Here is a 26,404-nt window from a genome sequence, read left to right as displayed (position 1 = left end):
GCCGTGATTCGTTCAAAAGACATTCTCAACTGCCTGCCCCTGCTGGCGTCCGTGCTGGGCGACCAGTACGGGGTGCAGATACGTATCGGTGGCAATGAAGCCTGCACCAACGGCAAGATCATTCAACTGCCCTCATTGCCGATGGATTGCGAACCGGAACTATTGGCAATGGTTCGCGGATTTGTCGATCACGAGGCGGCCCATATACGGCATACGGATTTTGGCGTGCTACAAGCCGCCAACCTTGATCCTGTGACCTTCAACCTCTTTAACTGCCTGGAGGATTGGCGCATCGAGAAAAAGCTGTCTGGCATTTTTCCTGGCAGCCGATACAACCTGAACTGGTTGATACGACGATTCTTTGTGGAGCAGGCACAGCCAAGGGCCGGGGATGATTCCCCGGCCCTTGCTGTTTTGGACTATGTGCTGTTGACCGTGCGGGCCTGGGATGTGGAAGAAGTTAACATTCCACGCATGGTAGCAGCAGAGGTGCTACGCCAGCACTTCCCCGGCCTGAAAGAAGTGCTGGATGCCATTCTGGCCAAGGTTTTCATCCATTGCCCGGACACGGCTGCAGCCATTGCCTCTGCCCGTCAATTGGCCCAGAGCATCCGGCAGTGGGAGCCGCAACAGCAACAAAGGAAAACCAGAACAAACGAAGCTGATCACACTGATTCTGCCCCTCAATCAGATCAGGATATTTCGTCTGATTGTGCATCTCAAGCGGAGCAGCCCATATCCCCCAGCAAGGCCAAAACCCAGCTTACAGCCCTGTTGCACGCCGAAGCCCAAGACCTGCCCCAAAGCCTAGGTGAGCGTCTTTCAACGGCACTTGTTCTTTGTCAGTCAGAGTCGGCCTTTGAGAGCGTTACGGTGGCGGTGGAAGGATTTCGACCTTCGGGCGTATTGTCTGAGTCACAAAAGCTGCAAGCTCTTCAGGTCAGCATTGCCTTGCGCACACGTCTTCAGGGTTTTTTACAGGCACAGACACAAAAACGGTGCACCATCGGTCGGCGCGGGGCCTTACACACCGGATCGCTCCATCGGCTGCAGACGGGTAATCCGCGTATCTTCCGCAGGGAGGCGGAACAGGCTGGCCTCAACACTGCTGTGCATATCCTGCTGGACGTCAGCGGAAGTATGAGCGGTACGCCGATAGCTCTGGCAAGGCAGGCGTGCTTTGCTGTGGCAAAAGCGCTGGAAAATATCAAAGGCGTAAACCCTGCGGTCACGGCTTTTCCCGCGCTGGCTTCCACAAGTTCTGTATTCCCCATCATGAGGCATGGTCAAAAGGTGCCGGGCAGCTTTGACATCAACGCTTCAGGTGGAACCCCTCTGGCTGCGGCTTTGTGGTGGGCTATGCAGACAATGCTGTTCCTCAGGGAGCAACGAAAAATAATTCTCATCATCACTGACGGTGTGCCTGATAGCACACACGCAGCAACCCACGTCGTGGGCGTAGCGCAAAAGCTTGGTTTTGAGGTGTATGGGCTTGGCATCCGTGATGAACATATATCCCATCTGCTGCCGCAGACCAGTCGGGCCATCAATGATCTGCCTGACCTGGCCCCCACCATGTTTGACATGCTTCAGGACGCTCTGCTGAAAGGATGGGCATCATGATGGTACCACTGGACTTTTGCCGTTGGACTCCGGCACGGCCCGTCTCAATAATTTTCACCTGCAACCGGCGGCGCATTCCGCGCTGCTAACACCAAGGAGGTTGTATGAACCCACTGGCATGGATACCTGTTGCCATCGCTGTGCTGCAGGTTATCAAAGAAAACTGGGACGATTAACCATTAACAGGCAGGGGCGGGGTCAGACCCGCCCTCTGCGTTTGCCCAACTGAAAAGGAGAAAATTATGAGCAAGACGTGGACATTCATCGGCGGCGTGGTGGCTGGCATCGTCGGGGTATTTACGGCGGCCTATGTGGCTACGGAACTGGAGTCCCAAGCGGGTAGTGATTGCCCGGAAACAACGGAACAGGAAAGCCTGGCGCTCCCCGAAGGTAAGGGCGAAAAAATTTAGAAATCTTGAATCATTACTGATGGCGGATAGAGTTCCCACTTTATCCCGCCATCAGTATCGATGCGTTCGCCAACCACATGGAACAATTGTGGCAATTTTTTTCCCTTGAACCTAGTACAAAGTTGTTTTGAAAGGATTTCTAATTCAAGAAAATGATTGATATAAGAATGAAGCACCGCCTTATCAGCATATTGAAATTTTCTTTGGATCTCTCTAGACGCGATGATTTCTCTGGGTTTCAAAAACTCTGATAAATTTTTGTAGAGCAGTTTGTTTTTAGATATTTTTTCAAGTAGATATATTTTTTCATTTATGAGCTTTCTTGCCAACACATCAGCATGTGACCACGCCCAATTTGGGCTATTGGGAAAGGAATCCTTTTTCAAAAAACGCAGTATGCAATAAATTTTTATACTTGTAGACCTGTATAGTTCTGATAAATTTCTTATATTATCTTTTATAAACGGTATCTCCTTGAGCATTAAGTTTATATTGTTACAATTACTATCAATATCATTTTTGTCACTTGCAGTGATTCTAAAAATGGTTTCTTTATGTTTTTTTGAAATCTGTAATGAAGTCTTAATTATAGTCTCAAATGTTTCATTGAAACTGTCATCTCTATTTAACAAATTGTCTTTTATGAAAATAAATCTGTTCATAAGCCCTATTCTACGCATACTCTTTTGGCACAGCAATTTTGTGGCATTTTCAGTGGTAGTATAGGATAAAACGTTAAGGAAGCTCTTCGCTCGCCTTCTTGATGGTAACATTGGTATTGATTTGCGAATTAAATGGTACAGGCTTTCAATGTCAACATTTCGATTCAAAAGGCAGTCAACAAATGTTCGTTTGTTGTTGGCTTTTACATCAAAGATATTTATGATCCCATCCTTCTCTAATGCTTTGATAAGTTCTTTTTTTGAGATGCCTTTGTTCTCTATCACATCGCTTTCGTAATTATTTTCTCGATCGCTAAAAATGACAAAGCCGAAATTGGGCAAGTATGTGTTGTCGTCTATTTTTATTGAGACTGACTCTCCCATGATCTCAGCAATTGAGAAAAGTGTTTGCGCCAAACAAAGTGAGTCCATGCGAAACAACATCCGCACACATGGCGGTTCAAAAGCAAGTGTGCCCCAAAAACCTGAATGCGGCAGTGGATTGAGATATCTTGGAAAGGATGGTGCACGATTAGGCATTGTGTTGCTCCTCCGGGTCTGCCCAATTGTGACAAAAGGGCGAGGGTATGTACACAGCCTGTTTAACCCGGGCATCCTCACTAGGTATCACTGGTATTCACCTTGCGTCATTCTCAAACGGGGGAGAGGTGGGGGAGAGGGTTTTGCACAAACGAAAAAAGGACTCAGGTATTTCTACCTAAGTCCTTGATTTCTATGGTGCCGAGGGACAGAATTGAACTGCCGACACGGGGATTTTCAGTCCCCTGCTCTACCAACTGAGCTACCTCGGCCCTTGGGCCAGAGTGGATTAAATTCCACAGCGGCTGGAGAAGTCTTCTACCTACTTGCCAAGGCTTTGGCAAGCCTTTTTTTGCAAGTTTTACACAAAACCTTGAAAATCGTGCGTCTTCCGGCCATACTGCCGTTGTTGCAGCAACAGGGCAGGCCGTCAGATTGCTTTGGCCTGTTTTGTTTTGCGAGTTCTTCCTTCTTGGGCAAGCGCAGCCTGCGTGCAGCAATGCCGGGTCAAAGCGCCTGTCAGAGCAGAACTTGGGGGCATGCCCCCAAAATGTCTATGGTCACATCATCCATCCCGGATGCCCTCGCAACAAGGATTTTTTTAGTGAAACTGGGCAATCCTTTTCCTCAAATAGCGCATGATTTTGCAACTATGGGTGTTTCAGGCCTGGCAAGAACCATCGTGCAGGCTCTTCTTATCGGTGGAGCGACGGGCGTGGTTATCGGGCTGTTCCGCCACTTGAATAATATAATTACTCACTGGGTTGTGCGGTCTGTGACTGAGCACGGCCTGAGTGACAGTCTTGTTGCCTGTGCGGTGTTTTTCGGCCTGCTGCTGCTGGCTGTTATTTCTGTGTTGCTGTTGCGCATTGAACCGCTTATCAGCGGCAGCGGCATTCCGCAGGTTGAGCTTATGGTCAAGGGCAGACTGCGCATGAACTGGTTTCGTGTGCTGGTGTGCAAGTTTGCCGGGGCTTTGACAGCGCTGACAGGTGGCCTTTCTGTGGGCCGCGAAGGCCCGTGCATCATGATGGGCGCGTCTCTTGGCGTGGGGGTTGGGCGGTTGTGGCATGATCCGAAAGCCGCGCACGAACCCCGGTTTCTTGTAGGGGGCAGTGCCGCGGGGCTTGGGGCTGCCTTTGGCGCGCCTTTGGCGGGCATGTTTTTTGCCTTTGAGGAAATGAAGACGCCGCTTCGTGTGCCGATGATTATTACATGCGCCACTACAGCTTTTGCGGCCATGTATGTGATGCAGGCCATTTACGGTTTTGGCCTGGTTTTCCCCTTTGGTTCGCGCCCCATGCTGCCCTGGCAGTCCTGGTGGCTGGTTCCTGTGGTGGGTGTGGCTATGGGGGGGCTTGGCGTTCTGTACAATATCATGCTTATTCGTATGACCCTCTGGGCCGACAAGACGAAAATGCTGCCCATGCACCTGCGTGTGGTCATTCCCTTCATGTGCGCCGGGCTGTTTTTATATTTTTATCCCACAGTGCTGGCAGGTTTTGGCATTACAGCCCTGCAACTTGCCGACATAGCCTTGCCGCTGACAGCGCTTTTACTGCTGCTGACTGTCAAAATGCTTTTCTCCTGCGCGAGTTTCGCCACCGGGGTCGCGGGCGGCCTGCTTATGCCCATTCTGTTTATGGGGGCTATGGCCGGGGCCTGCGTTACATCAGCGCTGCTGCTTTTTGACATGGTCACTCCCGAAAAAAGCGTCATCATACTCATTCTGTGCATGGCCGGGTTGTTCGGCTCATCGGTGCGGGCTCCTCTGACAGGGGCATTTTTGATGCTTGAAATGACGGGTGCCTATCCCAACATGGTATTTATCATCATCACGGCGTATATTGCCGCTTTTGTGGCCGACAAAATGGGTTGCGAACCGGTGTACGACAGCCTGCGCAGACGGTGCGTGATTGAGGGAAAAATCAAGCGCCCCAGATACAAACCGCGCCGCCCGCAGAGGGTTGCCAGCGGTTCCCCCGGCGGCGTGATGTAGAATTTTCGCAGGAGCGGCTTTTTTGATGCGCGCAATAATTTTCATAACATACTGTTATAATTAATATTAATAAATAGTGCTTGCACTTTGTGATTGGAGTGGCTATTTTGGCCCTTCAATGTAAATCAGGCCATGTGGAGTAGGTATGACCCGTAAAGACCGCACAGAAGGCATATACAGCCGCCGCGAAGTTCTGGATGAGAGCGAACGCCGCCAGTATTGCCTTATCCAGCTTAAGGACTTGCTTTCCTACGCGTACCGCTATTCGGAAGACGTGAAAAAGCGTTTTGACCGTGCGCAGTTTAATGTGGAGAAGTTCAAGACCCTTGCTGACATCAAGCATATTCCCATTCTCAAGAAGAAGGAGCTTATCTTTCTTCAATCTATGGGGCCGCGTCTGGGCGGACTGCTGACCAAGGATATTGGCGAACTCAAGCGCATATTTTTGTCCCCTGGCCCCATTTTTGACCCGGAAGACCGTGGCGAAGATTACTGGGGCTATACAGAAGCCTTTTATTCCGTGGGCTTTCGCCCCGGCGACGCCGTGCAGAATACCTTCAACTATCAGTTGACGCCAGCGGGCCTGATGTTTGAGGAGCCCCTGCGCAATCTTGGCTGTGCGGTTATTCCCGCCGGGCCAACCGATGCCGCCACGCAGCTGGACATCATGCAGAAGCTGCGTGTGTCTGGGTACGTTGGCACGCCGAGCTTTCTTATGCACTTGGCGCAGAAGGCCGAAGAAAAAGGCCTTAACCTGCGCAAGGATCTCTTTTTGGAAGTGGCTTTCGTCACTGGCGAAAGGCTTTCGGAAAAGATGCGCTCGCAGATGGAAAAAAAGTACGATCTGGTCATGCGCCAGGGCTATGGTACGGCTGACGTGGGCTGCATCGGTTACGAATGCTTCCACAAGACCGGGCTGCACATCGCCAACCGCTGCTTTGTGGAAATTTGCCATCCTGACACGGGTATTCCCCTGAAGGACGGCGAAGTGGGCGAAATCGTGGTCACGGCCTTCAACAAGACCTATCCGCTTATTCGTCTGGCCACGGGCGACCTTTCGTTCATCGACCGCAGCCCTTGCGCTTGCGGCCGCACCAGCCCGCGCCTTGGCAGCATTGTGGGCCGCGTGGACACCACGGCCCGTATTATGGGCATGTTCGTGTACCCGCATCAGGTTGAACAGGTAATGAGCCGCTTTGAGGAAATCAAGCGTTGGCAGATCGAAGTCACCAACCCCGGCGGCATCGACGAAATGACCCTTTTTGTGGAAACCAGCGGTTTCAAGCGCGAAGAAGAGCTGCTGCACCAGTTCCGCGAAAAGATCAAGCTGCGCCCCGAACTGCGCGTACTGGCTCCCGGCAGCCTGCCCCCGCAGATCCGTCCCATCGAAGACAAGCGTCATTGGGACTAAGCCCCAGCGCTGTGAGAATATCAGAGGCCAGCTCCGTAAGGGGCTGGCCTCTGAACGTGTTGGCTGCGCCAACACGACCGGGAATCAGGAGCAGGCTGCGGCTTTGCCGCGCCGTTCCGCGAGTGATTGCCGTGCGTTTCCGCCCGTCGGCCTTGCCGACGCTGGCGGCGCAAAGCCCTGAAGTTGGGCTTTGTCATCTGGCTTGTCAGCCAGCTCCGTAAGGGGCTGGCCTCTGAACGTGTTGGCGCAGCCAAAGAATTTCAGAATCGTATATGGCGAAAGCTTGACAAATAGATAGCACACTACTATTTAGCTATGCATCAAAATGAGGTTGCACAATGAGCGCATCACCCAGAGACACAGTGGGTATGACCATAAACCGTGTGGGTCGCCTGTGGCGAACTCGCCTTGATGAACGTCTGGTGCCGCTGGGCCTGACGCAGGCCCGTTGGCTGGTATTGGTACATCTTTCGCGCATGAATGATGAAGCTTCACAAAAGGAGCTTGCCCAGTCCATAGGCGTGGAAGGGCCAACGATGGTTCGCGTGCTGGACGGCCTTGAGCGTTTGGAGCTTGTAGAGCGGGTGGCCCACAAGGACGACCGCCGCGTCAAAATGGTGCGCCTTACCCCCAAGGCTCAGGGAGTTCTTGAGGACATAATGCGGATAGGTTCCGGCCTGCGTGGCGAAGCTTTGGTAGGCTTGTCCGACGAAGAGCTGGCCGAATTTTCACGGGTACTTGAAATCATACTTAACAATTTAAGCGTTATGACCGCCCGCTGACGGCAGCCGTGCGCCTTTCAAGGAGCTGACAGCGCATGCCACTTTCCCTTTCGCCTCAGGCTGCGCGCCTGTTGTCTGCCCCAGTACGCAACAGAAAACGTGTTTTTCTGCTTTCCGGGTTGATCTTGGTTGCGGCGGTTGTTGCTTTTTGGGTTCACCGCCAGCGGCATGTTACGGAAAACGATGCAAGAGTAATGGCCGACATGATAACCATCAGCAGCCGTGTGGACGGCTGGGTGGCGCAACGTGATGTTACCGATGGCGACATGGTGACTGCGGGCAGCCAGCTTGTTGTTATTGACCAGCGCGAAGCCCTCATGCAGGTGGAAGAACTGCGGGCCAGCGACGAGGCTTTACGGCTGGAATCAGAAAGGGTGAAAACCCTGCTGGAAATAAGCCGGGGCGCTACAGAAAGCGCCATAGCCGCAGCACGGGCCCACCGGGCCAATGCGGAAGCTGCCCTGCATTTCAGCCAGGCCGAGCTGGATCTGGCTCGCAAGGACTTCACACGCAGTGAAAATCTCATTGCAGAAAATGCCATTGCCCGCCGTGTATGGGATCAGAGCCGTACCGTTTTGCAGCAGGCCGAAGGCAAGCACCGTCAGGCTTTGGCCCAGCTGGCGGAAGCTCAGGCAAACCTTGACCAGGCTCTTGCCCATCAGGACGACCCCCGGGTGCTTGAAGCCCAGCTGGCCCAGCTGGAACAGCAGCGTGCAGAGGTGCAGGCCCGCATCAGGCAAAAGGACGTGGCACTGGCTGACCGTGTGGTGCGCAGCCCCATTGATGGCGTGGTTGACCAAAAATTTGTGGAACCGGGCGAATACGTCATCCCCGGTCAGCGTCTTGTCATCCTGCACGATCCCAAGGCCGTGTGGGTGGAGGTTCTGCTCAAGGAAACCAAGTTGAGCGGCCTCAAGCCCGGCCAACCTGTGGACATCAGTGTTGACGCCTACCCTGGCCGCACCTTCATTGGCAGTGTCGAGCGCATTGGCACTGCGGCCACCAGCCAGTTTGCCCTTATCCCCAGCCCGAACCCCTCGGGCAATTTTACCAAGATCAACCAGCGCGTGCCCGTGCGTATCAAGGTTGAGCAGCCGGACGACAACCCCCTCCGGCCCGGCATGATGGTGGAGGTGGACATTGACCTCGCCGGAATTTGACGCTCTGGCGCAACGTTATGGCGCGGCCTACAAATGGTGGGCAACAGCGGCGGTCATGACGGGCTGCATCGCCACGGTGCTGTCTTCTACTATCGTCAATGTGGCCATGCCCGACATTATGGGCGAGTTCGGCATGGGGCAGGATCAGGTGCAGTGGCTTTCCACAGCCTTTCTGGCTGCCATGACGGCCTCCATGCTGACAACAGACTGGATGCTGCGCACCTTTGGCCTGCGGCGCTCCTACCTGGGCGCAATGGTAGCCTTTCTGCTGGCGTCGCTGGTTGGCGGCGCAAGCCCGGATGTGGAAATTCTCATTCTGTCGCGCTCCATCCAGGGGGCTGCCGCCGGGCTGGTGCAGCCGCTGGCAATGGTGATGGTTTTTTCCGTCTTTGGCGCGGATAATCGCGGCATGGCAATGGGCATTTTCGGTTTGGGCGTGGTGCTGGCTCCGGCTCTTGGCCCTACGGTGGGCGGCCTGCTCATCGACAATTATTCCTGGCGCTATGTTTTTTTGCTGGGCCCGCCGTTTTGCCTTGTCAGCATGGCGCTGGCTGCGGCATTCTTGCCGGGCCGGGACACTGCCGCGACGCACACGGTTTTTGACCTGTGCGGTTTCGTTTTGCTGTGCGTGGGTATCGGCACGCTGCTTGCCGGAATTTCCAGCGGACAACGCGAAGGATGGGATTCAGACTACGTACTGGGCGCGTTTTTTGTGAGCGTATGTTCCTGGGCTGGTTTTATCATTCGCGAACGTACCTGCCCAAGCCCGCTGCTGACGCTCGGCGTCTTCGCAAATTTGCGTTTTGTGGCAGCATCGGCTGTGGCCTTTATTCTGGGAATGGGGCTTTTTGGCTCCACCTATCTTATTCCTCTTTTTGTGCAGACCATTCAAGGGTACAGCCCTACAGAGTCCGGTCTTTTGCTCATGCCGGGCGGCATTGTTCTTGGTGTTGCCATGCCCCTGGCTGGCCGTCTGGCTGACCGATTGCCGCCATACGCGCTCATTATGGCGGGGTTGGGCGTATTCGGCTTGTCCAGCCTGTATATGGCCGATGCCGGAACCTCCACCTACTTTTGGGATTTTGTCAGCTGGATTGCACTGGGGCGCATCGGTCTGGGGCTCATCATGCCCTCGCTGAACAGCGGGGCGCTGCGTTTGCTTGATGCAAAGCACATGGCTCAAGGGGCCGGGGCCATCAACTTCAGCCGGCAGTTGGGGGGCGCGCTGGGGGTGAGTATACTTTCCGTGTATCTGGAACGTCAGACCGAACTGTATGCCCAGGCCTTCAATACGCTGCAAACCGGCACTCACGCTGCCGCTGATGCGCTTGATCTGATTTCATCGCTCTTTGTCAGGGGAGGGCAGCTGGATAACGTGGCGCAGGCCTTGCGCCCTCCACAGGCCTATAACTTTCTGGCAGAAATGTTGTCTGCCCAGGCCAGAACTATGGGATTCAGGGAAAGTTTTCTTTTTGTGGCAATAGCCTTTTTCGTGGCAATTATTCCAGCCTTGTTCATGCGCACTGCCAGACGGGTCTGACGCGTCCTGAGGGCACAGATCTTCGGGTTGGCGAGAGCAGATTAGCGCTGAATTTCTTCACATTTCAACGCTGTCATTCTGCCAAAAATGTAATTAGGCGGGGCCATGCCGCGCTGTGGCGCTGCAATGCCGTGCAGCGTTGGGGCCGTATAATTTTGAAATTTTTTAGCTGCCCAACAGCAGCGCATAAAACAGCAAGGCCTCCAAAGAACTTCAACGAGAAGTTTTCTGGAGGCCATAATTTTGCCGACGTTGCCATCAGGCAAGTACAAAAAAATCAGGCAGCGGCTTGAAAGCACGCCAGCGAATGATGCGGTATCCGGTTGTGAGCAGGCTAAACTGGCTTGCAGGGAGCCTATTCGATTTCCTGAGCCAGAATCAGCTCCACTTCATCAACGCTCAGCCCGGAGTTACGGGCGATCTGGCGGCTTGAAAGGCCTTTGCGCCTGCCGTTGAGGATAAGTTCACGCAAGAACTGCGGGGAGCGGCTGATGCCCTCTGCCTGTTCCAGCAGGCGGCGCAGCTCCTGGGCGCGCTCTTCAAGCTTTTCATCCAGATTTTGCAGTTCTGCCTGGCGCTGTGCGAAGGTCGCAACAATCTCGCGCTCCAGTCTGGCGTTCATTTCAATGCGTGCCAGCAGAGCTTCCTGGTTGCCCTGAAGGGTGTTGAGCATGGCTTCAGAACGGCGCAGGCGCAGATAGAAAAACAGCACGCCGCCGAGGACAACCAGTTCGAGAATGGAAAAACCGGCAATGAGTGCGAAAATGAGAGTGTTGTTCATACTTTGACATTAAGAAGTTTGCCCACCAGAGGAGAGTCCGGCACGCGTGGCGCCTCGTCCTTGTCCGGAGGGGGCGGCGGTGGCCGCTTGCGGCGGCGGCTGCCGAACTGTGGCATAGGCGTTCCGCCGTCGGCATCTGGCGAAAGTTTGGCCTTGTCGCCAGCTTCGGTCTTGGTAATCTGCTGCTGCTCATGACGGGCCATTTCAGCGGCCAAAACCCGCGACATTGCGGCGGCGGCCTGCGGCCCCACTGCCGCGGCATTGACCATTGAGGTGGCCATGCCAGTCTGGGCATACAGCACGGCCATGGTGGCATCAACGCTCATGGCTGGCTCCGTGGTCTGTGGTGTGGCGTATGCCGATAGCCTTATGCCCCTTCATGCCAAGAGGCGGGGCAGGGCGTTTACTCGTTCAAATAGCTCTCAAAAAGCACGTCATCAATACGGCCCTGTGTGAGGTAGTCGTTGAGTATGCTGGTCAGGTCTCGCTTTATGGTGACAGTATTGCCCGGGTTAAGCAAGTAGTCGTTGCTTTTGCCGCTCAGATAGAAGTACAGCGCGTCACGGAGGGCGATCATCTTGTGATCCATCTCAGCACTGACTGCGGAGCTCTTGCTTATGGTGGAAAATTTGCAGACCAGAAAACGGGTAACGCCGTTGACGTCACGGGGCACCACAAAGTGGGCCAGTTCTTTCACATAGTCTGCTGGATGGGATGCCGTGGGGTTGGAAGGCACAACAATGACTTCTGGCTTGATTTCAGCCGGAGGAACAGGCGGCGTGCGCAGAAAGAACCACCATACGGCAGCGCCCAGCACAAGCAGCAGAAAAGCCGCGCCGCCGATAATAATGAGCTTTATTTTCTTTTTGGCGTCGGGTTTTGGCTCTTGATCGGCAGGCAGGTTTTTTGTGTCCGCCACAGCCGGGACATCCGACTCCTGCTCTTTCAGAAAAGGGGCGTCGTCAAGATCGAGGTCCACTTTGCGCATGGCCGGGTCCGGCCCAAGCGAAACCTGCATTTCGTCCCTTGCGGGAGCATCTTTGACTTCAGTCTTGTTAGCCACGCGGAACTCCTGGCAGCCGCATCGGGGCCCGCCGCAGGCAGGAATGCCCCCGCGCGATATCAGCCAAAGATTTTATCGATCTTCTGCTTCATTGTGTCGGCGGTGAAGGGCTTGACGATATAGTTGGACACCTTGGCCTGCACAGCCTCAATGATATTTTCCTGCTGGGCTTCTGCGGTGACCATAAGAAAAGGAATGTGGGCGAACTGTTCGCTGGCGCGCACTTTGCGCAGCAGGTCAATGCCCGTCATGTTGGGCATGTTCCAGTCAGAAACGATAAAGTCAACTTTTTCGCGGTTCAGCACTTCCCATGCAGTGGTGCCGTCGTCGGCTTCCACAACGTTCTGAAAGCCAATCTGCCGCAAGATATTACGCACGATGCGGCGCATGGTGGAAAAGTCGTCGACAACAAGAACGCGCATGTTTGGATTGTAAGGCATGTTAGATGCTCCTTAACGCCTTCAGGGCGCCGTATGCGGATGGGCGCGCATGTCGCGCGGTTCTCCGTAGCTATGATATGTCAGCGCCCTCACCATACAGGCTGATGAACTCTTTGCGCAGACGGCCCAAGGCCTGTGAGTGCAATTGTGATACGCGGCCTTCTGTGATGCCCATAACTTCAGCAGTCTCACGCATATTTAACTCATCAGTATAGTAGAGCGACAGTACCAGCTTTTCTCTTGGCGTCAAGCGCTCAATAAGCGGAGCAACCCGTTCCACCAATTCACGGAAAGCAGTATTGCGGTAAGGTTCGCCACCCGGCTCCTGACCATCACCTGCAAGCGTGTCCTGAATGGAATCCAAAGACAGCCAAAGCTGGTTTTGCAGAGCTTCAAGGCCCTGGCGCACGTCTCGCAAAGTGAGGCCGGTGATGTCTTGCAGTTCCTGCTCCGTTGCCTGACGGCCCTGCTCGTGTTCCACCTTGCGCATGGCTTCGTCCAGCACGCGCACACGCTGGCGCAACGAACGGGGAAACCAGTCCAGTCTGCGCAGTTCGTCCAGCATGGCTCCGCGTATGCGGCTTTCGGCATAGGTTTCAAACCGTATGCCCAGCTGGGGGCGAAATTTGCCAAGGGCCTCCATAAGGCCCAGAGTGCCGGAGCTGATAAGTTCGCCCAGTTCCACGCTGCGGGGCAGTTTGGCTTTAAGGCGTAAAGCCAGAAAGCGTATTTTGGGTGCATAATGACGCACCACTGATTCCTGCTCCGCCGGAGAAAAGTTTTCCCAGGCTATGGCCCCGGTTTCGAGCGCTTCCCAGGGGCAGGGTATGTGCGCTTGGGCTGTGCCGGTCTTCATGTTGTTGTCCTTCCGGGTTTTTCCGGTGTTGCCTCTTCCACCCCGTGGCATGGTGCATGCCTGTTTACGTTCCTGTTCGCGCCCGCCCGGCTGACCAGGAAGTGTTAGTCCACGTTAGGGTTGGTGTGCATGCGAGCCATACGGCCCGCCGGTCTGTACCTCAAAACTACAGTCTAGCGGAAAAGCAGTTTTTTCCAGAAAAATTTGATATTGCCGTCAAGGTTTTCGGGCACTTCCCATTGCGTAATGTTGCGTGCCAGATCCATGACGGCGCGTGATGCCGGGCCTTGCGGTTCACTGACGCAGAAGGGCAATTGCTGCACCACTGCCTTGCGCACGCTCGTGTCACGCGGCACAACGCCAACCAGCTCCAGCGAGACGCCGCTCAGGAAGTGGTCGCAGGCCTGATGCAGGCGCACGAACATCTCTTTGGCGATTTTCAGGTCTGGAGCCATATTCACGCATACCCTGAAACGCTCGACCCCGTGGTTGGTCTTGAGCACCTTAATGAGCGCATAAGCATCGGTAAGGGATGTCGGTTCCGGCGTAAGCACCACAAGGCGCTCCTGCGCGGCCATGTTGAAATAGAGCACATTGTCGCTGATGCCAGCGCCAGTATCCACGATGAGGTAGTCGAGGTCGTCTTCAAGCTCGTCCACAGCGTCCAGCAGTTCCAGCTTCTGGCCGGTGGAAAGGGTCAGCATTTCGCTCATGCCCGAAGACGCGGGCAGGATGGAAAATCCGTAAGGCGTGGGGAAAAGAATATCCCCTACACTGGCCCCTTCGTGGAACAGGTGGAAAATGTTTTTCTGCGGGGTCAGGCCAAGCACCACGTCAACGTTGGCAAGGCCCAGGTCAGCGTCAATGAGCACCACCTGTTTGCCAAGCTGTGCAAGGCATATGGCCAGATTGACCGAAAGGTTGGTCTTGCCCACGCCGCCCTTGCCCGAAGTGACGGAAAATACCAAAGGAAAAGTGCCGCTCATCAGTGTGCTCCGCATCGTTATGGTCTGGCTAGGCCGCCTGACCAGGAATTTGCCTTTTAAAGATCAGTCGCCAGACCAGCGGCTCGGTAGCCGGGGAAAGGCTTTCCTTCAGTTCCGCGCCGTATGATAGGGCCGATACGGGCAGACCTGCGGCCCACGCGACATTAACTATATTACCAAAGCTCACGGCTTCGTCCAGCTTTGTCCATACCAGTGACCCCGGGCCGCCGCTCTTGTAGCGCTTCAGAAAAGCCTGGGTCTGCAAGGGGTCGCAGTAAGGGGAGAGCGTCAAGTGGGTGGCGGCCTCAACATCGGCCAAACCCATTTCTTCACGCCAACGCGCAAGGGTGGTGGTACGGTCAAGCCCCGGCACATCCACAAAAACGGCGTCTGCCTCTGCGGTAGCGCGCAGGGCGGCCTCCATGCCGGATTTATCGGGAGCTTCAAGGTAGTTGAAATTTGACAGTTCAGCCCAGTGGCGCAAAATGAGCCGTCCGTTGCCGCGCAGGCAGTCGGCGTTAATAAAGGCTATGCGCGCGTCGGGCTGGGTTTTGCGCCAGTGCAGGGCAAAGCGCAGGGCTGTGGTGGTTTTGCCAAAGCCGAAGGGGCCAGCCATGAGGTGCAGCCGCTGGTTCCAGTAGCCCGGCCCCCAGCCTTTGACTGGCACCATGCTGCACAGGCATTCCAGCACGGATGCGCCGGGCTGTGAAAGCAGCCTCTGGTACAGGTCTACTGCAACCGCGTCAGAAATGCCTTCGCGCTGCAAATATTCAAGCGCCACGCGCTGACGGGGGGTAAGGCGCTCAAGCTGAATGGCGGGCTTCATGAGAGCAAAGAGCTGATCTTTGATCTGCTGCCATTCCTTGTGCCACTCGCCCCAGCCGTTGGGAGCCCCGCTGGTTGGCGCAGCTCCGTCTGATTGGGCACGCTCTACACCCGCAGTGATTTCGTGGCAGACCACGCCGTTTTTGCGGTAGGTGCGGTTGCCCAGGATTACGGCATCAGCCCCCAATTCGGCTTTGATTCTTGCCAGAATCTCTTGCGATGTGGCGCCGGTGAACGTCTTTACCTGCATGGCCATTCCTTTGACTGACGGCGGTTGAGCCGCCTGTTATTGCCTTTTTGCGCCGTATGTTTGACGGCACACCAGGTAAATGCAAATAAGAGGCCAAAGCTTGTATGATCTTATGCCGCTTTTTCACCCGGTTGGCGCAAGAAGATCATAGTAGTTCAGTACGACTAGGCAAAGTCTGTGTTTTGTACTATAGTTGGCCTAGCCTAAGGGCGAGTCAGGATCTTCCTGTCCCTGTGTGGCCATCGCACAGGCCTTCCAAATCGAGCCGGCCCCCGGCTCTGGCCTTGCGCCAGTTTGTCAGCCTGATACGCCCAAAAGCCGTTCGGCGCCGCGCCCCTTTCTATTCCATTTTTCCTTCCGGGGAAATCTCATGTCTTTTGCCGAATTGGTAACCCAGAATCACTGCTGGAAAAATGTGTCCAGCGAGAAGCCTCGACTGTACACAAAAGGCAGCACTTTTGCTGATGGCTATATGTACTTTCTTGTCAGTGGCAGACTGCGCCTGACTGCGCTTTCCGCCAACGGAGGAGAAAAAATCATATGGTATCTTGGCGATGGCTGCTGCTTCAACGAAATCGTGCTGTTTCTTGAAAGCAGCGAAAACGCGGCGCTGCTGCCCAACACCGCCAGCTTCCGATATGAATGCATGGAAGATTGCTATGTGCAAAAATTTACGTCGGAACAGGTGCGGCGCTTGGGTAAAAGGCATCCCGAACTGCTGCTCAACCTTTGCCAGAGCTACAGTGTCAAGGTTGCGCTTTTGGCACAACAGGTAGTTTCATTGAGTGTTGAGTCGCATCTTACGCGGGTATGCAAATTTTTGGCGTCGCGAATCATTCCCGGTTCCAACCCCATGCGGGCCAGGCGCGATCTGCCGCTTTTTGAAATGGCGGGTCTGCTCGGCATGCACCGCATTACGCTGTACAAGGCTTTGCGCACGGCTCAATCCCGTGGTCTGCTTACTTTTGACAAAAACAGCGATGAGGTGGTCATTCTTCAGCCGGAAACCTTCTTTTATGAGGCCCACGGGACCATGTCCGGCGTCAAATACTGAAGGAAGGCGTGAGCGGGAATTTTTTAAACCTGCCGGAAATGTTGTTGAACACGTCCTTGCGGCTGTAAAAGCAGTCCGCAATGACGGGGTCAAACAATATGCCTTTGTTATCCATAATGTATTGAGTGGATAGGGCATGGGACCATGCGTTCTTGTATACGCGGGCAGTTCGGGTCGCGTCGTACACGTCGGCCACTGCCATGATGCGGGCAGCGCATGGAATTTCTTCTGCCTGGAGGCTCCGGGGATAGCCTGTGCCGTTCCAGTATTCGTGATGCGAACTTGCGATTTCTTCGGAAAACCTGAGGAAAATGGAGTCGGATATCTGGCGCAGGCTGTGGAAGAACTCCCCGCCATAAAGCGTATGGGTTTTGATAATTTCAAATTCCTGGCAGGTCAGGGGCCCGGGTTTTTGCAGAATGCTGTCCGGTATGTGGATTTTGCCGATGTCGTGCAGTATTGCCGCCTTGCTCAGTTCCTTTCTGGCCTGCGCGCTCAATGAGCCGGGAAAATAGCGTTGTACCGTCGGATGCGCAAGAAGGACTTTGGTGTACCGGGCTACCCGCAAAAGGTGCCCTCCTGTTTCCACATCCGTCATCGCCATCAATGTGGCCAGGCTTTTCAAAAATACACTTTTGGATTGAGCCAGACTTTCGTTCAGATGCAGGAGAGATTGACGGCAGTCGCGAGTAGCCAAGACGGCTGAGATCCGCACTGCCAACTCGCTGTTGGTAAAGGGCTGGACCAGATAGTCCGTGGCTCCGGCGTTGAACGCGGTTCTTTTGTCCTCAAGGGAGAAAGCGTCAGAGAGGACAATGCAGGGCGTTTTTGCCGCGAAGCCAAGATTGTCAAGCCTGGTAAGAAAGAGATACCTGTTTTCCCCCCGGGAGTCGCGCCGGGGGGAAAACAGGATGGTGTGTGGCGGCTGGATCATGATGTCTTCCAGCGCCGTACTCTCACAGGAATGATGAACGAAATAACAATGGGGCAGGGCCTTGTGCAGTTGCGAGATCAATGCCTGAGAAGTTCCGATAGACAAGATGAGCGGCGTTTGCATGCAGACCCCCGTGCTTCCATTGTTTGCCTGTTGCTTGCTATTTACTCCGCAGGTCGTTGACCAGATTTTTCAAACCGTCAGACTGTTCCGCCAGCTCCAGAACAGCCTGCGCGCACATGTGCATGGCGGTGGCGCCTTCGTCTGCCATCCGGTTGATTTCGTCCAGAGCCCTTGTAATTTCCTCACTGGCGGCTGACTGTTCTTCTGCTGCTGCCGCGATGCTTCGCACCTGATCCGCCACAGCGGCCACATCCTGTACAATCTCCACCAGAGACTCGCCTGATTTTTCCACCAGAATGACCGTGTCATTAAGCTCTGTGGACGTGCGCTCCGCGGCCTCGATGCTCTCTCTGGCGCTCTGCTGGATGCCGGATATGGCTTCACCGACTTCCTTGGTGGCATTCATTGTGCTTTCGGCCAGTTTGCGCACCTCGTCGGCCACCACGGCAAATCCGCGTCCGGCTTCGCCAGCTCTGGCGGCTTCAATGGCTGCGTTGAGGGCAAGAAGGTTGGTCTGGTCGGCAATGTCGGAAATGACAGTCAAAATAGTTCCAATGCTTTCCGCCTGATGGCCCAGAGATTCCATATTCGTTTTGAGGTAGCGTGTGTCGGACTGAACTTCGCCGATCGCCGTTACCGACTGGCGAACGATGCTTTCGCCGTGAAGCGCGTGTTCTCTGGCAAGGTTTGCCCCGCCAGCGGCAACTCCGGCATTGCGTGCCACTTCAAGAACCGTGGAATTCATTTCTTCCATAGCTGTTGCCGACGAATCCACGCGTTCACGCTGGATATCGGTTCCCCTTGTGGATTCCTGTATTTGTGAGGACAGCTCTTCTGTTGCCGCATAAAGCCTTGCGGTTACGCCCTCAATACTTTCCGCAGTTTGCAGAATGGCCGTATGGCCAGCTTCGGCCGAGGCCTGCGCGGCATGGGCTTCTTCTGTGGCCAGTTCGGCAAGCCGGCTTTGCTCCTGGGCCAGTTTGCTCTGCTCCTCGGCTTCAGCGATGCGCTGGCGCAAATTGGCCACCATCTGTTCCAGGGCCGCCGCCAATTGGCCGATTTCGTCAGAGCGTCGCATGTCGAAAGTCTGACTCAGGTCTCCCGCTGCAACGTGCGCAGCCTTGCCGGAGATGGATGCCAAAGGATTTGCAATGGCCCTTTTGGTGCAAACACCGTAAAGCGAACCAAGCACCAGGGCCACGGCCAGCAGTATAAGGCTGTACAGACGGCCATGCTCATATACTCTTGTTGTTTCCAGCGCCCGCCGTTCTGCTTCGGCCATCATGGCTGTACCCAGATCGCCCATCATGCCTTCAACCGTGTCTACCTGCCCCCGCATTTTGACCAGATCATCAAGCAAAATTTCCAGCGGGGTATCTTTTGCTTTTTCAATCAGCTCTTTATAGCCGGAATCCATTACGGAAAAACCCTGTTGCAGGTTTTTCAGCAGGCTTCTGGTTTTTTCTTCCACAATGAGTGGTTCAAGCTTCTTTAGCGTGTCAGTGGCTTGAGCGGTAAATTTTGTGTAGTTTTGCACGTATCTGGGCCGGATATCAGGAGGAAAAATAATGGAATTATAAAGAGCGCGAACAGCAGACAGCATGGCTATGTCCGCGTCCTTGGCGTAGGCGAGTCCGTGAAGGTCGATGGCATACATATTATCGGCCTCGTCGCTTACGAGATTGACCTGTCTGATTCCCCAAAATGCGATGGCCGCCATAAAAAGCAGCAAAAGAAGAATCATTGTTGAAATTTTTGTGCCCACCTTCAGGTTGGAGAAAAAATTCATCACATCCCCCTTGGCTGTAGCCATTAAGCGTTTTTCAGCGCTGCTTTGAAGCGCTGGAGAGTGATAGGCCTGCTTGTCGTAGTGCCTCTTGAGCCCTTTAAACCTCAAAAAACTAGTTGTCCGCTGGGTATTTTACCTGCCAAGGAATACCGCAAGTGGTTTGTGCTCTCGTTCAGTGATTGAGTTTGTTCATATCTGGCCGGATTGCAGCCTTGGTTAAAAGCACGCAAAGCGTTTCGTCAAAGGATGACGGATAATTCCAGCGGTTTACGGTGATATATCACCGTAAACTAGTTAGGGCAAGGCTGGTAGGGTATTTTGTCGAGAGGTAGCACATGCTAAAAAGTAATATTAAAAAGATAATGATTGCCAAGGGGGTGACGTATAAAGAACTTGAAGAAAAGACAGGCTTGTCGAGCCAAACTATAACGCGTGCAAGAAGCCACCTTATTTCAGAGTGCCGTATGTCAACACTTTGGAGTATAGCGCATGCACTTGGAGTCAGTGTGAAGGATTTATTTTCAGAATAGATAGTTAAAGTATAATATGAAACTATATTGGATTGTTTTTTTGTTAAAAAAATTTTTAATACAAAATTAAATTTTTTTGCTGTTACCGTGTGGCAAATAGAGTATTCGAATATTTTTAAAACAGTTCTGATAGTATGGTCTAAAAGATCTCACCGCATGTGATGCAATAAAAAATCGTCAATATTTTTACATTGTAATGCTGAAACAGCGTTCGTTGTTACGTGAACGGGAAAAAAATTATAGAGCTTTCGAATTACAGCCACACGGCCTGCAACGGAAAAACTGAAAGCCCGCAGGGACGTTCAGCCATGCTGATGACAACCTTCGCTTCACAGGCTTCGCCGCCCACTGTTTGCAGAACCGCCGGGCGGCGGTGCACGGAATTCGCCGCGTAACGGCAGGGCAAAGCCGCGCCTGCTCCCGATTTTTGGCTAGGGGCTGTTTCTAAATAATTCTTTTGCCCAACGGGCTATGTCAGAAGCCAATTTTTACTCCCGTCATGTACCGCAAAAGTACACTCCTTTCGTAAAAACCTCCCTTTTCCTTGCCCTTGGTGCAAAATCATTTATTTGGAAACAGTTCCTAGGGTTGCCCCTCATAGAACATAAAAAAGCTGAAAACCCTTGCGGGCCTTCAGCTTTTTTATGTTCTATAGATGGTAAACCTATTCGGCAGCCACGCTGCCCACGGACTGAAGCCGGATGTCTGGCGGAATCTCGGCCTGGGAGATTACGGGAACCGAGGGCAGAAAGCGGGTGACCAGCTGCGCCAGATGCGGGCGTATGATGGGATTCACCAGCAGTACGGGTTGACCGTCGGTGCCGACGGCATTTTCCACGGCGGTGTTGATGTTTTGCACCAGTTTTTGAGCCGACGCGGGATTAAGCGAAAGAAACATTGCACCCGTGTCGGCCTGACGCACGCCTTCCTGCACCATACGCTCGGCATTGGGGGCCAGGGTAAGCACCGGAAGGGTGCCCTGGCTGTCCAGATAGGGGCGCACAATGGAGCGGGCCAGTTTTTCGCGCACATATTCGGCCAGCATATCCGGGTTTTTGACGCCGCCGCCAAAATCGCCCAGCGTTTCCACAATGGTAAGCATATCGCGAATGCCCACATTTTCCCGCACCAGAAGTTGCAGCACCTTTTGCACTGTGCCCAGAGGCAGCACGCCCGGCACAAGGTCTTCCACAGCCTTGGGCGAATGCTTGGCCACGGTGTCCAGCAGGCCTTGCACTGCCTGACGGTCCAGAAAGTCCGACAGGTGACGCTTGAACACTTCTGTCAGGTGGGTAGCGATGACTGTTGCCGGGTCCACTACCGTATAGCCCGCCAGCATGGCTTCTTCGCGCTGGCTGTCCGGTATCCAGAGGGCAGGCAGATTGAAGGCGGGTTCGCGTGTCTCTATGCCGTGAATTTTGGTGGTCACATTGCCGGGATCCATTGCCAGAAAATGGTCCACAAGAATTTCCGCAGAGGCCACCTGATTGCCCTTGATGAGCAGGGAATACTGGCCGGGCTTCAGCTGCAGGTTGTCGCGCAGGTGCAATGAGGGAATGACCACGCCCATATCCAGGGCGAATTGCCGCCGGATGGAGCGTATGCGCGCCAGCAGGTTGCCGCTCTGTTCTTCGTCCACCAGCGGGATGAGGCCGTAGCCCACTTCCAGCTCCAGCGTATCCAGAGGCAGAAGGGCCTGTACTTCTTCCGGTGTGTCGGCGGTGCCGGAGCCAGCCTTGGCTTTCTTTTCCTGCTTTTCCCTGGCTTCGTCCTGGGCTTCGTTTTTGTCCGTGAGGCGGGCTACCGTGAAAATGAGCGCAGAAATGACCAGGAAGGGCAGGGTGGGCAGGCCGGGAACAAGTGCGAAAAGCAGAAGCACCGCCGAGACCATCCTGAGCGCACGGCTGTTGAATGTAAGCTGCGCCAGAAATTCTTCGCCCATCTTGGCTTCGGATGCCGCGCGCGACACCAGCAGGCCCGTGCCCGTGGACACGATGATGGAGGGAATGGTGGAAACCAGGCCGTCACCGATGGTCAAGAGGGAGTAGGTGGTGAGCGCCGTGTTCCAGTCCATATCTTTCTGCACCATACCAATGATGATGCCGCCGACGATATTGACCAGAGTGATGAACATACCCGCGTTCACGTCACCTGAAACGAATTTGCACGCACCGTCCATTGCGCCGTAGAAGTCGGCTTCTTTGCGCAGCCCGTTGCGCCGGGCTGTGGCCTGCTCTTCATCAATGAGCCCGGCGTTGAGGTCAGCTTCAATGGCCATCTGCTTGCCGGGCATGGCATCCAGGGTAAAACGCGCGGCCACTTCGGCGATACGCGTGGTACCTGCCGTAATGACCACTTTGTTCAGAATGAACAGGATCATGAATATGACCGCGCCCACCACGTAACTGCCGCCCACGACGAATTCGCCGAAGGCACGAATGACGGAACCTGCCGCGTCCACGCCCATATCGCCATTCAGCAAAATAAGACGGGTGGCGGCCACGTTGAGTGAAAGCCGCAGCAGGGTTGTCACCAGCAGCAGGGACGGAAAGATGGTGAATTCCAGCGGCGAAGTCATGAACATCGTGGTGATAAGCACCAGCAATGATATGGAAATACTCACGCAGAGCATAATGTCCAGAAAGAAGGTGGGCAGTGGCACCAGCATGACGAAAAGGATGATGACCACGCCAGCGGCCAGCATGATTTCGCCATTTTTTGAAAACCTGCTGTAATCCATCTTGGGGATGATTGCTGCAGCCATTTTTCTGACACCTCGTTTATGTGGTCCCGGTCAGGAGAGCACACTGGAAATACTATGAATTGTGAACCCTTGGCTTGAGCTTCCAGATGGCCGCCAGTACCGTGGCTACAGCCTTGTACAGCTCCTCGGGAATCATATCGCCCACTTCGGCAGACTTATACAAAGCCCGTGCCAGAGGCACATTTTCGCGAATGGGAATTTTGTTTTCGCGGGCTATATGCTTGATTTTTTCAGCAAGGTGGTCCGCGCCCATAGCCACCACCACCGGGGCCGGAGCCTCGGACACGTTGTAGCGTAGGGCCACGGCGATGTGTGTGGGGTTGGTGATGACAACGTCAGCCTTGGGCACGTCCTGCAACATGCGCTTGCTCATGGCCTCCATCATCTTTTTGCGCTGTTCGCTCTTGACCTTGGGGTCACCGTCGGCCTGCTTGTGCTCGTCTTTCACTTCATCCTTGGTCATCTTCATGTTTTCCTTGTACGCATAGCGCGACTGCCACACGTCAAAGGCCGCAATGATAAGAATGGGTATGAGAGCATAGCTTGCCAGCTTGAACGCCATTTTGAGCATGTATATGGCCACGCCTTCGGTGGTGGCATAATACATAGGCAGAAAATTTTCGTATTCTTTATAAATGATCCATGCGGGAATAAGGGACAGGATTATGGAAAATAACAGGCTTTTTATGGTGCGTAGTATGGTCTGGGGCGAAAAGAGCATCTGTTTGATACCCTTGAAGATATTGAAACGCTGCATCTTGGGCTTGAAAACTTTGGTGGTCCACAGTTTGCCCACCTGAAGGCGTTGGGCAAGCATGCTCAGAAAGGCCAGCGTGAGCAGAACGGGCATGATGATCTTGCAGATTTCGACCATAAGCTCCAGCGTCAGGCTGTATACATTCTCCGGGTTGGGGTCGAATTCCCAGGCATGGCTCAAAAAATGGCGGAAGATCTTTTTTATTTCTTCGCTCATTGGGCCTATCCATGCGTAAAGAATGGACATGCCGCCGAGCAGGCTTACAGCCTTGCCCAGTTCCTGCGATTTTGGAACATTGCCCTCGGCGCGTTGTTTATTGACGCGTTTTGGGGTAGCGCTTTCTGTTTTACTGGGATCTTTTTGTGTGCCGAACATGCCATATCCGCCGTCGTTATATTGGCGCGGCTTTAAGAAAAAGCCGTGCGCCATAGCAAACAGCAAAAAGCGTGCCCGATGAAAAAGGGACGCACTGCATCCATGTGTCCCTCATTCATAGAGGATTGGCGCAGTTTTTATGGGTAGGGCATCAGCTACGCAGGGCGCTAAGGGCTTGAGGATGTACAACAAGGGGTGTATGGGCTTTCATATGCTTGCGCATCGTGGCAGGCGGGCCGCTGCCGAACAGCTTGTACTTCGAGCAGGCGGGCATGCGTGCTGTTTTACTGCGCCAGAATAAAAGATCATCGGTTGACAGGGTTGACCGCAATGCCGGCAAGACCGCAATAAAAGCAAAATATGGCCGCAGGTTTCTGCATTGGTCATGTGCGCAAGGGGCGGCCTGACAGGCCCCTGTATTGGGGAAGAAATGTTTTACGGGTGGAAAATCAGCCTGCTTTCTATGGGCGGCAATTTCATGCTTCAGGGCAGTGTGCTCTATTGCATGAACGCCTTTATGGAACCCCTGTGTACAGCCTATGGCTGGACTCGCGCAGAACTCAATATCAGCATGGCCGTAGCCTCTCTGGTAGGGCAACTGGCCATGCCTGTGGCGGCTTCATTATCCACCCGTTTTTCACTGCGCTATCTCATGACCGTGGGGGCGCTGGTGGGCGGTGTGGCTACCATTCTTCAGGGCATGACGGGCAACATGATGCTCTTCACCCTGCTGTTCACCATTGCCTGGAGCGCCACTCAGATATGCGGCGGCGTGGTTGGCAATGCCTTGATGAGCAACTGGTTTCATTATTTTCGCGGCAGGGCGTTCGGCATAGCCAACGCGGGCACGTCCCTGTCGGGTGTTGTGCTGCCTTTGGCAAGTATGGTGCTTATCAATCATTTTGACGTGAGCGTAGCCTATCTTGTCATCGGTCTTTTGACCTGCGCTCTGGCTCCTCTGGCGTGGGTGCTGGTGCGTGATACGCCGCAGACCATGCATCTGCACCCCGACGGCAGAAGGCATGAACCTATGATGGGCCGCAAGCGGCCCGCGCCGGACACTTCTTTCTCCGGGTTGCTGCATTCGCCCCGTGCCTATTGTATGGGCGTGGCCTTTGGCCTGGCTTTGATGGTCAGTTCGTCGGTCATGAGCCAGATGAAACCCCGTTTTGTGGATTTGGGCATTGCGCCTTATCCCGCCATGCTGCTGGCCTGCTCCGCCGCACTGTGCGCAGCCCTGGCCAAATATGCCTGGGGCTGGGTTTGCGACCGTTTCACCCCCCTGACAGCCGCCCACGGCATCATGTTGGCCTGCGCCTTGAGTTTGTGTCTTGGTTTTTTGCCAGCCAGCGTATGGACCATGACCATTTTCAGCCTCAGTTTCGGGCTATGCGTGGGCGGTCTGTGGACGGTGCTGCCAGCGGTGGTTTCCTACTATTATGGCAGCGGTAATTTTTTGCCTTCCTACAAGTTCGTGTCCATCTTCATCATGCTGCGCTGCGTGGGGTATCCCATCATGGGGTATTCGTATGAACTCACAGGCGGCTATGGAGCTGCGGATATGGTTTTTGTCATTTTGCTGCTGCTTTCGCTTGGGTTGAGCATGTACCTGCGTGAAGGGGATGCCGTGGAGGCGAGCGCACGGCGGCGGCACTAAGGGGGTAGGTAGTTTAGGGTTTGCTTGCTGCCAAAGTTTTGGTCTGGTCTTTGAGAGAAGTGAGTCGTGCCCTGCGGGCACTGAGGCTTTCCCGTTCCTTTTGTTTGGGCCGCTTTCGCAGCGGGCGGCGAGGGGACCTGTTAGGGGCTGCCGCCCCTCCGAGGCCCCCTCTGCACTCCCCCCGGACGACCCCGCTGGGTTTTCCATATATCTCCATTTCTACGCGTGAGCCTTCAAGGGCTTTCCCAATTCCATAATTTTGCGAGGGTTGTGCGGCTATTGCTGCGGGAGCTTCCCTCCCCTTGGTCGGGTGATCTCCCTGCGCGCCGCGCAATGCCATCGTGGTCTTTCGCGTGGCGTGTCAGTTTTGGGGTAGTCTGGACGCTTGGGGGGTAATCGTGAGAATTCAGAATTTGGTCTTTGAAAGGAGAGCGTTGTGCTTGTGGGGCGGGGTTATCCGGCAAGCGGGTGAGGAAGAATAAAACTGCTTTTGCGGGGAAGGATATGCCCTGCGGGCACTGAGGCTTCTTTGTCTATGCTGTTTGGGCCGCTTTCGCAGCGGGCGGCGAGGGGGCCTGTTAGGGGCTGCCGCCCCTCCGAGGCCCCCTCTGCACTCCCCCCGGACGACCCCGCTGGGTTTTCCATATATCTTTATTTCCACGGGTGAGCCTTCAAGGGCTTTCCCAATTCCACCATTTCGCGAGGGCTGCGCGGCTATTGCTGCGGGAGCTTCCCTCCCCTTGGTCGGGTGATCTCCCTGCGCGCCGCGCAATGCCATCGAGCGCTTTCGCGTTGTGTGCCAGTTTTTGAGGGATATGGGCTCTTGGGGCTTGGTTGTCGCAAAAGTTGGGGGTTGGTCTTTGGGAGAAATGTGTTGTGCCCTGCGGGCACGGAGGCTTTTCAGATTCTGTTATTTGGGCCGCCTGCGCGGCGTGCGGCAGAACTAAAGAGAAGAAAAGCCATCGTACCCGCAGGGCATTAATATCCCATGCAAAAATAACGTCCTTCTTTCCCGGCGATTCGCGTTAGCTTATTGATTGCCATTGCGCAGGTAAAAACGAGAGGCGCGGATTTATAAAAAACCACGCCTCAA

At 54.3% G+C, this 26,404-nt stretch carries 23 protein-coding genes and 1 tRNA gene; 10 read left to right on the top strand and 14 right to left on the bottom strand.

From position 1 onward, the window contains the following. Positions 1-3 precede the first annotated feature (3 nt). Positions 4-1,623, top strand: coding sequence for a cobaltochelatase CobT-related protein (locus tag HNQ38_RS11570; RefSeq protein WP_183721031.1), 1,620 nt, complete (start codon positions 4-6; stop codon positions 1,621-1,623). Between the two features lie 242 nt (positions 1,624-1,865). Beyond that, positions 1,866-2,033 (top strand): hypothetical protein, encoded by a 168-nt coding sequence (locus HNQ38_RS11565; RefSeq protein ID WP_183721028.1) that lies wholly within the window; start codon positions 1,866-1,868, stop codon positions 2,031-2,033. On the opposite strand, the gene HNQ38_RS11560 is transcribed toward HNQ38_RS11565, so the two are convergent. Then, the gene (locus tag HNQ38_RS11560) at positions 2,030-3,235 is read right to left on the bottom strand and encodes a hypothetical protein (RefSeq protein ID WP_183721025.1); all 1,206 of its coding nucleotides are present in this window, start codon (positions 3,233-3,235) and stop codon (positions 2,030-2,032) included. The genes HNQ38_RS11565 and HNQ38_RS11560 overlap by 4 nt on opposite strands. Positions 3,236-3,431: 196 nt before the next feature. Next, positions 3,432-3,507, bottom strand: a tRNA-Phe gene (locus tag HNQ38_RS11555). Between the two features lie 332 nt (positions 3,508-3,839). Here HNQ38_RS11555 and HNQ38_RS11550 point away from each other — a divergent pair. From HNQ38_RS11550 to HNQ38_RS11530, 5 genes are all read left to right on the top strand, one after another. Continuing rightward, a complete protein-coding gene (locus tag HNQ38_RS11550; protein ID WP_183721021.1) occupies positions 3,840-5,234 on the top strand; it encodes a chloride channel protein in 1,395 nt (464 codons plus the stop codon). A gap of 145 nt (positions 5,235-5,379) precedes the next feature. Then, positions 5,380-6,645 carry a phenylacetate--CoA ligase family protein gene (locus tag HNQ38_RS11545; RefSeq protein ID WP_183721018.1) on the top strand — a complete coding sequence of 422 codons (1,266 nt, stop codon included), beginning with the start codon at positions 5,380-5,382 and terminating at the stop codon, positions 6,643-6,645. Between the two features lie 338 nt (positions 6,646-6,983). After that, a complete protein-coding gene (locus HNQ38_RS11540; protein ID WP_183721015.1) occupies positions 6,984-7,427 on the top strand; it encodes a MarR family transcriptional regulator in 444 nt (147 codons plus the stop codon). A gap of 35 nt (positions 7,428-7,462) precedes the next feature. Beyond that, positions 7,463-8,587: an HlyD family secretion protein gene (locus tag HNQ38_RS11535; protein ID WP_183721012.1), complete on the top strand. Its 1,125-nt coding sequence runs from the start codon at positions 7,463-7,465 to the stop codon at positions 8,585-8,587. Continuing rightward, on the top strand, positions 8,568-10,127 hold the full coding sequence (locus tag HNQ38_RS11530) for a DHA2 family efflux MFS transporter permease subunit (protein WP_246388127.1): 1,560 nt from the start codon (positions 8,568-8,570) through the stop codon (positions 10,125-10,127). Before HNQ38_RS11535 ends, HNQ38_RS11530 begins: the two co-directional genes overlap by 20 nt. Positions 10,128-10,482: 355 nt before the next feature. On the opposite strand, the gene HNQ38_RS11525 is transcribed toward HNQ38_RS11530, so the two are convergent. The 7 genes from HNQ38_RS11525 to HNQ38_RS11495 all read right to left on the bottom strand — a co-directional run bounded on the left by HNQ38_RS11525 (position 10,483) and on the right by HNQ38_RS11495 (position 15,328). After that, positions 10,483-10,908, bottom strand: a complete 426-nt coding sequence (locus HNQ38_RS11525; protein ID WP_183721009.1) for a hypothetical protein — start codon at positions 10,906-10,908, stop codon at positions 10,483-10,485. Beyond that, the gene (locus HNQ38_RS11520; protein WP_183721006.1) at positions 10,905-11,234 is read right to left on the bottom strand and encodes a hypothetical protein; all 330 of its coding nucleotides are present in this window, start codon (positions 11,232-11,234) and stop codon (positions 10,905-10,907) included. Before HNQ38_RS11520 ends, HNQ38_RS11525 begins: the two co-directional genes overlap by 4 nt. A gap of 77 nt (positions 11,235-11,311) precedes the next feature. Then, positions 11,312-11,971: a flagellar basal body-associated FliL family protein gene (locus HNQ38_RS11515; protein WP_183721003.1), complete on the bottom strand. Its 660-nt coding sequence runs from the start codon at positions 11,969-11,971 to the stop codon at positions 11,312-11,314. Positions 11,972-12,030: 59 nt separating this feature from the next. Further along, positions 12,031-12,411: a chemotaxis response regulator CheY gene (locus HNQ38_RS11510; protein WP_183721000.1), complete on the bottom strand. Its 381-nt coding sequence runs from the start codon at positions 12,409-12,411 to the stop codon at positions 12,031-12,033. 70 nt (positions 12,412-12,481) lie between these two features. Next, a complete protein-coding gene (locus HNQ38_RS11505; RefSeq protein ID WP_183720997.1) occupies positions 12,482-13,267 on the bottom strand; it encodes a FliA/WhiG family RNA polymerase sigma factor in 786 nt (261 codons plus the stop codon). A 173-nt stretch (positions 13,268-13,440) separates the two neighbouring features. Continuing rightward, positions 13,441-14,253, bottom strand: coding sequence for a MinD/ParA family protein (locus tag HNQ38_RS11500; protein WP_183720994.1), 813 nt, complete (start codon positions 14,251-14,253; stop codon positions 13,441-13,443). Between the two features lie 28 nt (positions 14,254-14,281). Further along, complete coding sequence (locus tag HNQ38_RS11495; protein WP_183720992.1) at positions 14,282-15,328, bottom strand: flagellar biosynthesis protein FlhF; 1,047 nt, start codon at positions 15,326-15,328, stop codon at positions 14,282-14,284. Between the two features lie 370 nt (positions 15,329-15,698). Here HNQ38_RS11495 and HNQ38_RS11490 point away from each other — a divergent pair, with 370 nt between their 5' ends. Then, positions 15,699-16,382 carry a Crp/Fnr family transcriptional regulator gene (locus HNQ38_RS11490; protein WP_183720989.1) on the top strand — a complete coding sequence of 228 codons (684 nt, stop codon included), beginning with the start codon at positions 15,699-15,701 and terminating at the stop codon, positions 16,380-16,382. On the opposite strand, the gene HNQ38_RS11485 is transcribed toward HNQ38_RS11490, so the two are convergent. Next, on the bottom strand, positions 16,372-17,439 hold the full coding sequence (locus tag HNQ38_RS11485; protein ID WP_183720986.1) for an HD-GYP domain-containing protein: 1,068 nt from the start codon (positions 17,437-17,439) through the stop codon (positions 16,372-16,374). The genes HNQ38_RS11490 and HNQ38_RS11485 overlap by 11 nt on opposite strands. A 37-nt stretch (positions 17,440-17,476) precedes the next feature. Continuing rightward, entirely contained in the window at positions 17,477-19,228 is a 1,752-nt protein-coding gene (locus HNQ38_RS11480; protein WP_183720983.1) for a methyl-accepting chemotaxis protein, read from the bottom strand. Positions 19,229-19,563: 335 nt separating this feature from the next. On the opposite strand from HNQ38_RS11480, the gene HNQ38_RS11475 reads away from it, so the two are divergent. Beyond that, positions 19,564-19,758 carry a helix-turn-helix domain-containing protein gene (locus HNQ38_RS11475; protein WP_183720980.1) on the top strand — a complete coding sequence of 65 codons (195 nt, stop codon included), beginning with the start codon at positions 19,564-19,566 and terminating at the stop codon, positions 19,756-19,758. A 253-nt stretch (positions 19,759-20,011) separates the two neighbouring features. Here HNQ38_RS11475 and HNQ38_RS14405 read toward each other — a convergent pair whose 3' ends face one another. From HNQ38_RS14405 to flhB, 3 genes are all read right to left on the bottom strand, one after another. Further along, on the bottom strand, positions 20,012-20,137 hold the full coding sequence (locus tag HNQ38_RS14405; RefSeq protein WP_281377847.1) for a hypothetical protein: 126 nt from the start codon (positions 20,135-20,137) through the stop codon (positions 20,012-20,014). Between the two features lie 285 nt (positions 20,138-20,422). Next, on the bottom strand, positions 20,423-22,522 hold the full coding sequence (gene flhA / locus HNQ38_RS11470) for a flagellar biosynthesis protein FlhA (RefSeq protein WP_183720977.1): 2,100 nt from the start codon (positions 22,520-22,522) through the stop codon (positions 20,423-20,425). Between the two features lie 52 nt (positions 22,523-22,574). Then, positions 22,575-23,654 carry a flagellar biosynthesis protein FlhB gene (gene flhB / locus HNQ38_RS11465; protein WP_183720974.1) on the bottom strand — a complete coding sequence of 360 codons (1,080 nt, stop codon included), beginning with the start codon at positions 23,652-23,654 and terminating at the stop codon, positions 22,575-22,577. 430 nt (positions 23,655-24,084) lie between these two features. On the opposite strand from flhB, the gene HNQ38_RS11460 reads away from it, so the two are divergent. After that, positions 24,085-25,311 carry an MFS transporter gene (locus tag HNQ38_RS11460; protein ID WP_183720971.1) on the top strand — a complete coding sequence of 409 codons (1,227 nt, stop codon included), beginning with the start codon at positions 24,085-24,087 and terminating at the stop codon, positions 25,309-25,311. Positions 25,312-26,404: the final 1,093 nt, after the last annotated feature.

It is taken from the genome of Desulfovibrio intestinalis, assembly GCF_014202345.1.
Lineage (GTDB): Bacteria > Desulfobacterota > Desulfovibrionia > Desulfovibrionales > Desulfovibrionaceae > Desulfovibrio > Desulfovibrio intestinalis.
This window is presented reverse-complemented; position numbering and strand designations above follow the sequence as displayed.